General features: G+C 63.4%; 11 protein-coding genes and 1 pseudogene. 11 read left to right on the top strand and 1 reads right to left on the bottom strand.

Features of this window, described 5'->3' with window-relative positions:
* Window positions 1-124 precede the first annotated feature (124 nt).
* Window positions 125-709: a hypothetical protein gene (locus ACRQ5Q_RS41620; RefSeq protein WP_439400109.1), complete on the bottom strand. Its 585-nt coding sequence runs from the start codon at window positions 707-709 to the stop codon at window positions 125-127.
* Window positions 710-991: 282 nt separating this feature from the next.
* On the opposite strand from ACRQ5Q_RS41620, the gene ACRQ5Q_RS41625 reads away from it, so the two are divergent.
* The 11 genes and pseudogenes from ACRQ5Q_RS41625 to ACRQ5Q_RS41675 form a co-directional block, all read left to right on the top strand.
* Window positions 992-2,095 carry a hypothetical protein gene (locus tag ACRQ5Q_RS41625; protein ID WP_439400110.1) on the top strand — a complete coding sequence of 368 codons (1,104 nt, stop codon included), beginning with the start codon at window positions 992-994 and terminating at the stop codon, window positions 2,093-2,095.
* Between the two features lie 107 nt (window positions 2,096-2,202).
* Window positions 2,203-2,334: a hypothetical protein gene (locus ACRQ5Q_RS41630; protein WP_439400111.1), complete on the top strand. Its 132-nt coding sequence runs from the start codon at window positions 2,203-2,205 to the stop codon at window positions 2,332-2,334.
* A gap of 168 nt (window positions 2,335-2,502) precedes the next feature.
* A complete protein-coding gene (locus tag ACRQ5Q_RS41635) occupies window positions 2,503-3,393 on the top strand; it encodes an N-acyl homoserine lactonase family protein (RefSeq protein WP_439400112.1) in 891 nt (296 codons plus the stop codon).
* 110 nt (window positions 3,394-3,503) lie between these two features.
* Window positions 3,504-4,451 (top strand): ABC transporter ATP-binding protein, encoded by a 948-nt coding sequence (locus ACRQ5Q_RS41640; RefSeq protein WP_439400113.1) that lies wholly within the window; start codon window positions 3,504-3,506, stop codon window positions 4,449-4,451.
* A complete protein-coding gene (locus ACRQ5Q_RS41645; RefSeq protein WP_439400114.1) occupies window positions 4,448-5,149 on the top strand; it encodes an ABC transporter permease in 702 nt (233 codons plus the stop codon). Before ACRQ5Q_RS41640 ends, ACRQ5Q_RS41645 begins: the two co-directional genes overlap by 4 nt.
* 12 nt (window positions 5,150-5,161) lie before the next feature.
* Window positions 5,162-6,763 (top strand): Gldg family protein, encoded by a 1,602-nt coding sequence (locus ACRQ5Q_RS41650; protein WP_439400115.1) that lies wholly within the window; start codon window positions 5,162-5,164, stop codon window positions 6,761-6,763.
* Window positions 6,760-7,821, top strand: coding sequence for a DUF4340 domain-containing protein (locus ACRQ5Q_RS41655; protein WP_439400116.1), 1,062 nt, complete (start codon window positions 6,760-6,762; stop codon window positions 7,819-7,821). Before ACRQ5Q_RS41650 ends, ACRQ5Q_RS41655 begins: the two co-directional genes overlap by 4 nt.
* Complete coding sequence (locus tag ACRQ5Q_RS41660) at window positions 7,818-8,909, top strand: HupE/UreJ family protein (RefSeq protein WP_439400117.1); 1,092 nt, start codon at window positions 7,818-7,820, stop codon at window positions 8,907-8,909. Before ACRQ5Q_RS41655 ends, ACRQ5Q_RS41660 begins: the two co-directional genes overlap by 4 nt.
* 525 nt (window positions 8,910-9,434) lie before the next feature.
* Window positions 9,435-10,832 (top strand): cytochrome ubiquinol oxidase subunit I, encoded by a 1,398-nt coding sequence (locus tag ACRQ5Q_RS41665; protein ID WP_439400118.1) that lies wholly within the window; start codon window positions 9,435-9,437, stop codon window positions 10,830-10,832.
* Window positions 10,829-11,839, top strand: coding sequence for a cytochrome d ubiquinol oxidase subunit II (gene cydB, locus ACRQ5Q_RS41670; RefSeq protein ID WP_439400119.1), 1,011 nt, complete (start codon window positions 10,829-10,831; stop codon window positions 11,837-11,839). The genes ACRQ5Q_RS41665 and cydB overlap by 4 nt, the downstream gene beginning before the upstream one ends.
* Before the next feature lie 124 nt (window positions 11,840-11,963).
* Window positions 11,964-12,543 (top strand): annotated as a pseudogene (locus tag ACRQ5Q_RS41675) (MFS transporter); the annotation flags it as partial.
* Window positions 12,544-13,153 lie beyond the last annotated feature (610 nt).

Here is a 13,153-nt window from a genome sequence, read left to right on the forward strand (position 1 = left end):
TCCATGGTCCGCTGCTCGACCGCTGGCGTCGGCGAGCGTTGGTTGTGTCGTTTGCTCTTGGCCTCTGCAGAATGAACCGGAGGGAGCGCTGCTACTACGATGACCGACGTTGACACTATGAGCTTCAGCAATTTTTGCAAATCTTCCCCACCGTCTTGTCGGCCTTGTTGTTTTCGCGATCGATCTGGGCGTCGCTGTCCTGTTCGTTCGTAGTCGTCGGCTTGCCGATGCCGCCCGCAGGCGCGGTGTTCTGTGCGCTGGCCCCAGGAGCACCCGACGGCGCCGCCGTGCCGGCCGTATTTGTGCCCGGCGTTAATCCTGTGCTGAGCCCATTGCCATTCACCGTCTGATGATTGGGGAGTCGGCTGGTAGCCTGACTATTCGTGTTGCCGGTTGTCTGGTTGTTGGTGTTGCCGGTCGCCGCATTTCCGCTCGGTCCTGAGCTGCCTGTCGCGGACGACGCATTTTCGTTCGTTGAACTTGCTCCTGTAGCACCTGAAGTGGCGCCGCCGCCGGTACCACCGCCAGCGGATCCGCCGCCGCCACCTCCCCCTTGGGCGAACGCGGCCACCGGGACGAGAACAGCGGCGAGTAGAGCAAATCGAGAGAGCTTCATGTCGTCATTCCCTCTGCGATAAGCCCCCGCCGCATGTTTCGTTCCTGTCGTCCGGAGCGTACCGAGGAACCGGTAGACCTTGCCCTCGTTCAAGTCGGATGGTCTCTGGTCAAGCTCAGAGCAGCGAGGTAGTCGATCGCGCGCAGGCTGGCGGTGGGGCGTGTTGATCCGCCAAATCATCGAGGTCATGGCGGGTACTGGTCTCGTTGGTCTCTCGCTGCGGGACGTGTTCGACACTGTGGTGGTGCCCGGCGAATCCAGGGGCACCTTGCGCGTGGCCAGGCGGCTCCTTTTCGCGATGCTCCCGCTACGGATGCGGCTGGCGTCTCGACCAGCTTCGCTCCGTCCGTGCTGATGGCGTCCTTCGTGGCCTGGATGGCGCTGCTGCTGATCGGATTCGGCCTGATCGCTCACGGCCTCGGGAACTGGTTCTCCCCGCCGGCCGACAGCTTCGAGCGGGCGGCCTTCATCGCGGGCAGTGCGCTCGCCACTGTCGGCTTGTCCGGCATCGAGGCATACGGGCCAGCACACTGGGTGCTGGTCGCGGCGGGAATTTGTGGTCTGGCAGTGCTCACAATGGCGGCGACCTACCTGATCGAGGTGCAGGAGGGTATTTCCCGACGGGATCGCGGCGTCCTCAAGATCACCACCACATCGGGCCAGCCGCCGTCGGCGCTCGGGATGCTGGAGCGCTACGCCGATCTCGATGTGCCCGAGGAGATCCGGCGGACCCTTTACTGGTGCGCCTCGGTACTGCAGAGCCACGCTTCCCACCCCTCCCTGATCTACTTCCGCTCGGTGGGGACCGGCGCAGGGTGGCCGGGCGCCCTGGGCACCATGATGGACCTCGCGCTGATCTTCGAGCTTCTGATCGACGATCCAAAGAGCCGGGCGGCTGCCGTCCTGCTGCGCGACGAGGGATTGCGTCTCGTCGGAGAAATCGCTGGTCTGATCGGCCTTGAGCCAAGAAGCGCCCGACCGACCACGTCCGAGGTCGACGCTGTCTGCAGGCGGCTTTCTGCGGCCGGGTATACGCTCAAGTCGGATCCGACCTTGGGGCCTTCGCGGCGAGACGGGCAGAGCACGCCCGCTGCATCGAGGCGATCGCCGCCCATCTCGGCACGCCGGCAGCGCCGCTGCTGCCTGCATCCGTGCGCATCGCAAGCAAAGCTTAACATGTCTGAATCCCAAACCCGGTCAATCCGGGTTACGATGGAGCTTTCCCGGACGGGGCGCCCATGTTCGACACGGCAACCACCACGCTTTTGCGCCCCGGTACCTTGTTGGCCGTTACATCCACATCGTCCTTGCTTCGCTCCTCGCAAGGACGGGGCTAGACCTGCGCATGTCCAACGCCACGCCGCGCAACGCACGCGCTCCCGGTCGCCGGCGTTGTCTTCGCCGTTCACACCGACGACTACGATCCCGACACCGAGAGCATCGGACTGCAGCAATCTGCGAGGATCCTGCGCGTATTGAAGACTCTGGGTTGGTTGACCGGAAGCCGGCCCGAGTCACTGTCCCGTCCGACAAGGAATTCTGACGGCGGGATCAGCCCTTTCGGGCAGCGAAGACTCGCGCGCACCGTGTTCGAGCAGGGCGCGCTTGAGCAGGAGCAGGTCTATATCAATGGCGGCCAACGTGGCTTGCAGCTTCGGCTCAAACCAGCCGACGTGCGCAACGTTCTCAAGGTAGCCGTGGCCGGCGTAGTCGCCTGAGCAGGAGGGGTCATCAGCGGGACAATTGCACCGCACAAAAATGTCAGGCCTCGCGTAGCCTTATTTTATTGGCCGCTAGCGTCCCATTGAGCCTGCACAGCCGCGTTAGACTATGGTAGGGTGCTGCAATCCGCTGAAAAAAAGCGCGTCGAAAACAGGGAGGACGACATGCGGGTGACTGCGTCGAAGGTCCTTGGCCCGCTGGCCGCAGGACTTTTTTTTATGTCGGCAGCCGCGCCGGCCGCCGAACCGCCCAAGGAGATGAAGCTCTACGTCTTCTCTTCGGGAGCGCTCAATCTCGACAAGTCGATCATTCAGAACGGCAGTAGCGGCAAGGTTCAGATACCTGTGGGCTTCTTCCTGATCCGCCACCCAAAGGGCGACATTCTGTTCGATTGCGGCAACAACGACCGCATCATCAAGGATCCCGACTATTGGGGCCCGTTCGTCAAGGCGCTTGATCCCGGCCGTTCGCCCGACATCGCCATCGACGCGCAACTTTCTAAGATCAACGTAAGCCCGTCCGACATCAAATATGTCATCCTCGGCCACTTCCACGTCGATCACGCCGGTAACATCGGCAAGTTCTTGGATTCGACGTTCGTGTACCAGCGCGACGAGATGAGGAACGCGTTCTGGCCTGCGCCGGGCTACGCGACCTTCTTCATCACCGACGATTTCGCCATGCTTCGCAACAGCGTCGGCGGAGGAATGCCTTCCAAGTACAAGACCATCGAGCTCGACGGCGATCTCGACCTGTTCGGCGACAACAGCGTCTTCATCCACCGCACCGTGTCGCATACGCCCGGAAGCCAGATCTTGGTCGTGCGCCTGCCGAAGACCGGCACGGTGGTGCTGACCAGCGATGCCATTTATCTTCAGGAGAACCTAGACAAGAACATCCTGCCGAGCATCGGCAGCGTCTACGATCCGGTCGGCATGCTCGATGCCTACGCTTGGGTGAAGCGGGTACGCGACACCGAGGGCGCCGACATCATCTATGCCCATGACCCCGATACGTTCAAGGCCCACAAGCATTCGCCCGAATTTTACGAGTGATTGGTCCCGACTTCGGGCCATCGCACACGCGTCATCATCCCGGGCCTTCGCGCCCGGGATTTCCGCGGTAGTCTTACGCGGTGGCTGCCACAGGGGTGTGTAAAGCTTCCATGCTGTCGGCTGTCTCTCCGGTTGCCGTCGCCGAGCGCGTAACAAAATGGTACGGGCCGCGGCGCGCAATTGCCGATGCGTCCTTTGCGATCGCGCCCGGCGAGATTGTCGGCCTGCTCGGGCCGAACGGTTCCGGCAAGAGCACGCTCTTCCGCATGCTTACCGGCTATCTGGTGCCGACCTCTGGACGGATCGAGGTCGCGGGCCACGATGTCGTCGAAGATTCTCTCGGCGTGCGCCGCGCCATCAGCTATGTGCCGGAAGATGCGCCGCTCTACGACCACATGCGGGTCGGCGAGTTCCTGCACTTCATGGCCGGCATCAAGGGATTGCACGGGCCGAAGGCGAGGGCGGCGGTCGATGAGGCCGCCGAGCGGCTCGACCTTGCCCGCGTCATGAGGCTCACGACCGGAAAACTGTCGCGCGGCTTCCGCCAGCGTGTCTCGATTGCGCAGGCGCTTCTGGGCGATCCAAAAGTTCTCGTGCTGGACGAGCCGACCAGCGGTCTCGATCCGCACCAGGTGATCGCCGTGCGCAACTTGATCCAGTCGCTGTCGGGACGCCACACCGTGCTGATGGCTTCGCACATCCTGCACGAAATCGAGAAGATGGCGTCCCGCGTGATGATCCTGCTCGACGGCGTGCTTCTGACGCACGATGCGCTGAAGGGCGCCGCGCAGGATCTCGCGTTGCGACTGTCGGCAGACGCGACAGAAGATGCTGTGCGCAGTGCGACAAAGACCGTCGCTGGCGTTCGCGAGATTATCGCCGATCCGAGCAGCGCCGGACGCTTTCTGATCAGGGCGGAGCGGCGTCCGTTGCTCGCGGAGGATCTGGTCTCCGCCCTGGTCGCAGCCCAGATCCCGTTGTGCGAGCTGACCGAGCTGCGCCCCGATCTCGAAAGGGTGTTCCTCGAACTCACCCGGCGACCGGAGGCGGCCGCATGAGAAGTTTTGCGGTGCTGCTAGGGAAGGAAGCGACGGCGCTGTTCTCCTCGCCGATCGCCTATGTGCTGATGACGGTATTCCTGCTGATCATGGGCTACAGCTTCACGCTCACCCTGTTCCTCAGCCACCAGCCCAGCATGGTGCACATCTTCTTCCAGATGTTCGTGCTGTTCATGCTGACCGTGCCGCTGATCACGATGCGACTGTTCGCAGAAGAGCGGAAGCTCAAGACGCTTGAGGTTCTCCTGACGGCCCCGCTCTCCGAAGTCGCGATTGTGCTGGCGAAGTTCGTTGCGGCGATGAGCCTGATCGTGGTCATGCTCGTGCTGTCGGGCGCCTACGCGGCCGCGCTCGCCTGGTTCGGCGATCCCGATTTCGGACCGATCTACAGCGGTTATTTCGGCTTGCTGCTGTTCGGATCGGCGCTGGTCGGCGCGGGGCTGCTCGCCTCGGCGCTGACGGCCAACCAAGTGATCGCCGCGCTGATCTCGCTCAGCGTGTTCCTGCTGCTTTGGATCATCGACAATTTTGGCTGGCTGCTGCCGAGCCCCGCGGACACGCTGGTGGTGAACCTGTCGCTCTCGGTCCATTTCCGCCCCTTCGCCGTCGGTTCGATCTATCTGTCCGACGTGGGCTTCTTCCTCAGCGTCAGCCTGCTGACGCTGCTGTTGACGGTCCGCGCGCTGGCGCGGCGGTGAGAGGCGCAGGCGATGAGCGGATCTGTTAGAACGAATGTCGCTCTCCTCGTCCCGGCGGTTGGTGCCATCCTCTGCGGCGCGCTTGGATTCGCGCGGCTCGGCGAGACTGCATCGAACATCCTCTTCTTCGTGGCCTGCGCTCTCGCGCTGCTCGCACTCTTCATGCTGGCAATCCGGCTCCCTTTGCGCGGCGGCGGGTCGCGCTGGTCGGCGTGGCTCGGGAACGCGTCGATCGTTGTCGCGGCGGTCGCGGCGGTCTTCGGCACCAACGTGGCGCTCTATCGCCACGACGTGCATTTCGACGTCAGCCGGGAAGGTCGCAATACGCCGCCGCAACAGCTCACCGATGTGATCGCGCAACTGCGCACACCGCTCGCGCTGACCTATTTCTACAATGCGAGCGATGCCAACGCGATTGCGGTCCGTGACCTCGTTCAGACCGCGTCGCGGAACCATCCGCTGCTCGCCTTCCGCGCGATTGATCTGGACAAGGAGCCCGGCCTTGCCCGCGACCTCGGTGTGCGCGCATACAATACCGCCGTGCTGCAGGCCGACGATCGCAAGATCCTGGCCGAAAACGTCATCGATCCCGTCCGCATCGGCTATGCGGCGTTGCGCGTGCTGCGCAAGCGCGTGGAGACCGTTTGCTTCGTCACCGGCCACGGCGAGACGTTCCGCCCGCTGCCTTCGCATTTTCATTTCAGCCATGTTGAGACTTTGAAGGGGCACGAGACCCCCGGCGCCGGCGACGTGCTGGAAGCGGCGCCCGAGCAACTCGACCGGCTCTTGCTTGCCCTCGACCAGATCGGCTTCGAGATGCGCGAGCTCGTCACGGCGACGGCGTCCAGCATTCCACCTGACTGCTCGGCGGTGGCCGACGTCGGCCCGCGCACAGCCTTTGCCGCTGACGAGGCGGCGCTGCTCGGCGACTATGTAAGAGGTGGAGGCAGGCTTCTGCTGCTGATAGATCCGCTCTCCCAGCTCGATGGCGATTTCGAGCGATTGCTGCTCAAGCCAGTGGGATTATCGAGCCAGGCCATGATCGTCATCGATCCCCTCAATCATTTCCGTACGGATGCGGACAAGGTCGCCGTGCCCTATTATCCGCCGCATCCGATCACGAAGCGTCTGGCGCTGACGGTGTTTCCGCAGGCGCGGCCGATCGAGGTTGCGCACCCGCCGTCCGGGGTCAGCTTGATCATATTGGCAGCGAGCAGCCAAGATAGTTATTTGCGCTCGCCCAAGTCTGCTCCCGCACTGACGGAGAGAGACGCGACGAACATCCGGCGGAGCGCACAGCCGCTTGCGGTCGCGCTCGAAGGCACCTGGCCGGGGGCCTCGCCGGGCAAGCGCTTCCGCCTCGTCGTGGCCGGCACCAGCAAGCTCGCAAGCAACGAATATTTCCCCTACGTCTCCAATGGCGAGCTGTCGCTTGCCATGCTGCGCTGGCTTGCCGAGGATGATGCCACGCCGAGCGTCGCACCGCAGACCTTCAAGGTTCCGGAGATCGTGTTGACCAGCAGACAGATGCGCGAGACCTTCATCGTGCTGGAGGTGCTGTTGCCGCTGAGCACAGCAGTGTTCGGTGTTGCGATGTGGTGGAGGCGACGGTGACGGACGGGGCGGCGGGGCGCGGGATGCCCCGATGGTTGATGCTGCTCCTCCTTGTGTGCCTGGTGGCGCTGCTGGGTGTCCTGATCGTCAGCGGGCAGTGGCCGGAGCTGCGCAGCAAGGTCGCATTTGCGCCGAAGGGCCTCGTGACCATCGCGCCCGGCGAGGCGCGGCGGGTGGAGATTCGTTCTGTTAGCGGGAGCGTTGTCCTGCTTCGCAAAGCCGACGAGTGGATGATCGAGGGGATCGATGGCGCCGTACCGGCCGAGCTCGGATCGCATCTCGAAACGGCACTGCGGCTCGTCGCCGTCAGCGAGCCCGCGCGCGAAATTCCGGCCGCCTCGCTCGCTGTGGAACATTTCGCTGCATTTGGGCTCGACCCGCCCGCAACCGTGGCAGTGATCGAGACTGCCGATGGTTCAACGATCTCCGTGAATTTGGGCGCGCTCAATCCGGCGAGCACCTCTCATTATGTCCGGATCGCCGGGCGTCCGGCTGTGTACCTGATGCCGCGTCATTTCAGCGAGGAGTGGCGAGTCACGCTCGATATGGCGCGCCGCCTGCGCGGCCCAGCCGGGCCGGATGCCGCAAGCCGTGGCAAGAGCTTGTTGCTGCCAATCTCTATCGCGCAAGTGTGGGCGTTCGAGATCGTCTTCGCGGGCAAGCTCACCCGCTTCGAGCGCGACATTGACGGCAATTGGTTCCGCCACCTCGGCCAGCACAACCACGCCGCCGGCAATGTCGTGCACGTCGCCGATCCCGAGCAGGCCCGGGTCATCGACGCGGCGCTACGCGCGTTCGATGCCGCCGCAGTCGAGACGCGCGTCGGACCGGCTGATCCGTCGCAAGTCACCCGCTATGGGCTCAACCTGCCGACTCTCATCGTGCTGGTGTTCTCGCGCGATGCGGCCGCGCCGCTGGCAAGGTTAGAGTTCGGCGCATCCGCCGATAGTCTCGACCGCTACGCACGGCTCGCGCCCAATGGCGCGGTGGTCACCGTGGCCGAGTTCGAGATCCGCCGCTTGACGGATCTGCTCCGCGCCATCGGAGCGGGATCATGAACTTACCTCGCCTCTCGCTACTCGGCTTAATTCTGCTCAGCTTCGGCGCGCCGGTTCGCGCGCATCAGGTCAACCTTTCGACAGCGCGCGTTGCGCTGACAACCGATCGCACCGTGACCGTCGAGGTCGCGCTCAAGGGCAGCGACATCGACAAGCTCGTCGGCACCAAGATCTACGACGCAAAGGAAGACGCGGTCGATCCCGGCGCGGTCGACGCGGCCGCTGCGTCGATCCTCGCCTACATGAAGGTACATCTCGCCGTATCGGCGGCCGAAGGGCCGGCCTGCGCCCGCGGGATTGCGGCGATCCTGGCCGATGGCGACGGTGTCATCTATCGCAACAGCTTTGCCTGCGAGGGCATTGCCGGCGACATCGTCTATCGCTCGACCGTTCTGACCGAGCAGGATCCGACAGCGCGCCAGGTGGTGCTTGTCACGCAGGGCAAGTCCGAAGTGCAGGCGCTGCTCGACGCCGGCAACACCACTGTCACACTCTCGGCGCCGGCGCCGCCGCTAGGGTCGACAATGCAGCGCTATCTCCTCACCGGAATCGAGCACATCTTTCTCGGCTACGATCACATCGCCTTTCTGATCGCGATCGTGCTGTGGGCGCGCCGGCTCATTCCGGTCATCAAGATCGTCACCGCCTTCACCATCGCCCATTCGATCACGCTGTCGCTGGCCGCGCTCGACCTCGTCGTGATCCCGAGCCGCGTTGTGGAGCCCGCGATCGCGGCCTCGATTATGTTCGTTGCCGTTGAGAACTTCTTCTCGCGCGACATAGACAGACGCTGGCACGTGGCCTTCCTCTTCGGGCTGATCCATGGCTTCGGCTTTGCCGGCGCGCTTCATGAGGTCGGCCTGCCGACGAATGCGATCGTGCCGGCGCTTGCGGCCTTCAATATTGGCGTCGAAATCGGCCAAGTCGCGATCGTCGCGATCGTACTCCCGGTGCTCGGCCTGTTCGACCGGCTGATCACGACCGACCGCACCAAGCCGATGAGGGCGAGTGGGCTGGTCTATGCCGTATCCGCTGTGATCAGCCTGCTCAGCGGCTACTGGCTTTTCATACGCGTGGTGGAGGCCTGACGCGCCGCGGATTCATCATCCGGTATTTTGGCGGCGCCTGGCGGCAGCATGGCAAGGACCCGGGGACTTGAGCTCGCGTGCGAGGCCGGTCTGGAAGGTAGAAAACTGGCCATCAGTTGCGCCGGCAGTGCAGCCGCCATAGAAGGTTGTCTTGCGTCGGCGGCACCCGGTATTAGGCCCTGCTACCAGTCATACGGGACGCGTTGATGCGACGCGAGCCTTCGCGGCGGCCCTCGATGCCGTGCCTGGTGATGGCCCGTCGATCACCTTGATGGCGCGGGTAGACGCTTCCCCGAAGACTCCGCCGGCGGCGGGTTGGGACGGGGCGTGGCAGATGGACCGTAAGTAGCGTCGCAAGGAGACCTGCGGATTCCTTCCGTCCGGAACCGGCTCGGTCTATTTCGCACGGTTAATGGAAGCGGTGACCGAGATTTTTCTCTGCGTACGGGGTAACATTACCGGCATTGCACACGCCGGGATCCCGAAGGAAACTCGATCGCATAGGGTCGAAGATATAGGTGCGTCATGTTCGAAGGATGGGATGTGGTCGCGCTCGCCCGCGCACAATTCGCGTTCACGATGTCGTTCCACATCGTGTTCCCCGCGTTCTCGATCGGGCTTGCAAGTTACCTCGCGGTGCTGGAAGCGAGGTGGCTTTTGACGGGTCACGAGATCTTCCTCAACCTGTTCAATTACTGGCTCAAGATCTTTGCAGTCGCCTTCGGTATGGGCGTGGTGTCGGGCATCGTAATGGCCTACCAGTTCGGCACCAACTGGTCGGCCTTCGCCGACAAGACGGGCCCTGTGATCGGCCCGCTAATGGCCTATGAGGTGCTCACCGCGTTCTTCCTCGAGGCCGGCTTCCTCGGCGTAATGCTGTTCGGCCTCAAGCTCGTCGGCCCCCGGCTGCATTTCCTGGCGACACTGATGGTCGCGATCGGCACGCTGATCTCGGCGTTTTGGATTCTCTCCTCCAATTCCTGGATGCAGACCCCAAGTGGCTATGCAGTGAGCGCCGACGGCCAGTTCGTTCCGGCGGATTGGCTCAAGGTGATCTTCAATCCGTCCTTTCCTTATCGCCTTGTGCATATGGTGCTGGCGGCCTACCTCACCACGGCGCTGGTGGTCGGCGCCGTCGGTGCGTTTCATCTGCTGCGCGACCCACATCTCGCCGGGCCCCGCGTGATGTTCTCCATGGCAATGTGGATGGCCACCCTCGTAGCGCCGATCCAGATTCTCGCTGGCGACCAGCACGGCCTTAACACGCTGGAGCACCAGCCCGTGAAGATCATGGGTATGGAAGGTCACTACCAGAGCCATCCCGGTGGCGCGCCCTTGATCTTATTCGGCCTGCCCGACCAGCAGGAAGGCAGGGTCAAGTACGCCCTTCAAATTCCCAAAATGGGCTCGCTGATCCTGAAGCACTGGCCGTACGCTCCGATGCCGGGTCTCGACACCGTGCCACGTGAAAACTGGCCGCCGGTGCCGATCACCTTCTGGTCGTTCCGCATCATGGTCGGCATCGGCTTCCTGATGTTCGGCCTCGGCCTGTTCAGCCTCTGGTGCCGCTGGCGTCAAACGTTGTTCGACTCGCGGCTGTTGCATGTCTTTGCGATTCTGATGGGACCGGCCGGCTTCATCGCCGTGCTCGCGGGCTGGATCACCACCGAGACCGGACGGCAACCGTTCACGGTGTACAATCTGCTACGGACCGCGGAATCCGCTTCGCCTCTGGCGGCCCCCGCGGTCGGCTCCTCACTGCTCGCGTTTGTCGTCGTCTATTTCGTGGTGTATGCCGCAGGCGTGACCTATCTGTTGCGGCTGATGGCGCAGCCCCCGCATCCCGGTGAAGCCGGACCGCCGCACGAGCTGCCGACACGTACGGCCGGCATCACGCCCGCGATCGAAGGGGTCATCCAATGAGCCTCGCCATCGACCTCGCAACGATTTGGGCGCTCATCATTGCCTTTGCCGTGTTTGTCTATGTGGTGATGGACGGCTTTGACCTCGGGCTCGGCATCCTGTTTCCGTTGTTTCCGGCGAAAGCCGACCGCGATGTGATCATGAACAGCGTAGCGCCGGTGTGGGACGGCAACGAGACCTGGCTCGTGCTCGGCGGCGGCGGCGTGATGGCGGCATTTCCGCTCGCCTACGCCGTGCTGCTGCCCGCGCTCTACACGCCCATGATCGCAATGCTGATCGCGCTCGTCTTCCGTGGCGTCGCGTTCGAGTTCCGCTGGCGCGCGCGAGGAGAACGCAACCCTTGGGACCTTGCTTTTGCCGGCGGCTCGTGGCTTGCGGCGCTGGCGCAGGGCATTGCGCTCGGCGCCATCCTGCAGGGCGTGAATGTCGAGGCGCGGCAATATGCCGGCGGATGGTGGGATTGGCTGACGCCGTTCTCGATCCTCACCGGCGTGTCGATCGTGATCGGCTATGCGATGCTCGGCGCGACTTGGCTCGTCATGAAGACCGAAGGAACATTGCGCGACCGCGCCTATCGTCTGAGCTGGCTATTGTTGATCGCTATGCTGGGGGCGATCGTTACGGTCAGCCTCGCAACGCCGCTCCTGCATGTGCAGTACACGCAGCGTTGGTTCGCCTGGCCGAACATCATCTTCACCGCGCCGGTGCCGATCGCAGTCGCCGCTGTCACCGTACTGCTGCTCCGCGCGCTCACGAACAAATACGACTACCAGCCGTTCTTTCTGTCGCTTGCATTGTTCGCGTTGTCCTATGCCGGGCTTGGAATTAGCATGTATCCCTTTATCGTGCCGCAGAGCATCACCATCTGGCAGGCGGCCGCGCCGCCGAATAGCCAGATCTTCTTGCTTGTCGGCGTCTCCGTACTGATCCCGCTGATCCTCGGTTATACCGCGTGGGCCTATTGGGTGTTTCGTGGCAAGGTACGGCCTGAAAGCGGGTATCATTGATGCCACTCGATCGGAATCGGCGCCCGCTCGCGCAACGCCTGTTGTGGTTCGTAGTACTCTGGCTTGGTGGCGTCGGCACGGTGGCGCTGATTTCGCTCGCCTTGCGCTTCTGGATCGCTCCGAAATAAACCTGACGCTACCTCGAGCCGAACGGGCAACCGCTGCGCAGAGCCCGATGGTCAAGCCGCACATCCGGATCGACCGGAGGATGGTGCTGTTCTCGTTTGTGTTTTGCCGCCGCGTGGGCGATGACGTCGGCGATTGCGGCGCATCTGCCGCGCGTCATCGAGGAGTTCGGAGCGGGCCCGGCCGAGGCCGTCTCCGCCTGCATGATGATCGGCCCGGCCCAGGTCGGCGCGTAGATCATCGAGGCAAGCCTGTTGAACCGCTTCCATGCGCTCGTCTTAACCAGCCTCGCGTGTCTCACGCATCCGATCGGCGCCTGCGTCATCGGTCTGCTCGGCGGCGGAGCGGGCGTTCGCCTTGCTGCACGGCGCCGGCAACTGCGTCCTCACCATCGCGTCGCGGGATGCTCCCGCTCGCGATCTTCGGACCGGAGAACTACGCTACCGGCTCGTGCTGCTGGGTGCATCGTCCCGGATCGCCCAGGCGCTGGCGCGGTCTTGTCCGTGTTGCCGATCGGGGCCGCTAGTCTAGGCAGAGCCGTAGTTGTGGTCTCGGCGCGCCTCAGCCTGTCGGCGCTTCCGGAAACCGAAAAGCTCTTTAGTCCCACGTTGGGCGAACGCATCGTCGTCAGCATGAGGCTGGCCGAAGGTGCCTGGCCCGCGCGCGCCGATCCCGGCCAGCTCACGACGGCGCTCTTGAACCTTGCTTTCAACGCTCGCGACGCCCTGCCGAATGGCGGCAAGCTGATGCTGGAGACGCGGAACATCTCTCGCGACGAGCGCGACGTCGGCGCAAGCAATGATTTGGAAGCTGCGACGAAGGCTGGTTGTACGAGCTGCTTTTTTCTGAGAGGATTGCAATGACGCCGACTGTTCCCGAACTCCTCACGCGAAAGCAGCGCTCTTAGAGCGGCTGCAAGAGGGGCGCCGCTTGAACGAGCAAGATGAAATCGAGCGCCTATTGGCGAGCATCAATACCACCTTGAATTCGCTCGACGGGACGCCGAGAACGAGAACGAAGCGTCATTAGCCGCGGCTACGGACGCCAGCCGAGCTGCATCAGCCTATGATGCGATATTCCTTTGTGCGCTTCTCGCCTCGAGGCGCGTGAAAACCCCATCCGCGTCCGAATGGCCCCCGAGGCACGCGAGCAAGCCGATTGGCTTGCTCGCGAAGCCTAGAACAAACG

Origin of the sequence: Bradyrhizobium sp. PMVTL-01, from assembly GCF_051861855.1 — a bacterium.
Taxonomy (GTDB): domain Bacteria; phylum Pseudomonadota; class Alphaproteobacteria; order Rhizobiales; family Xanthobacteraceae; genus Bradyrhizobium.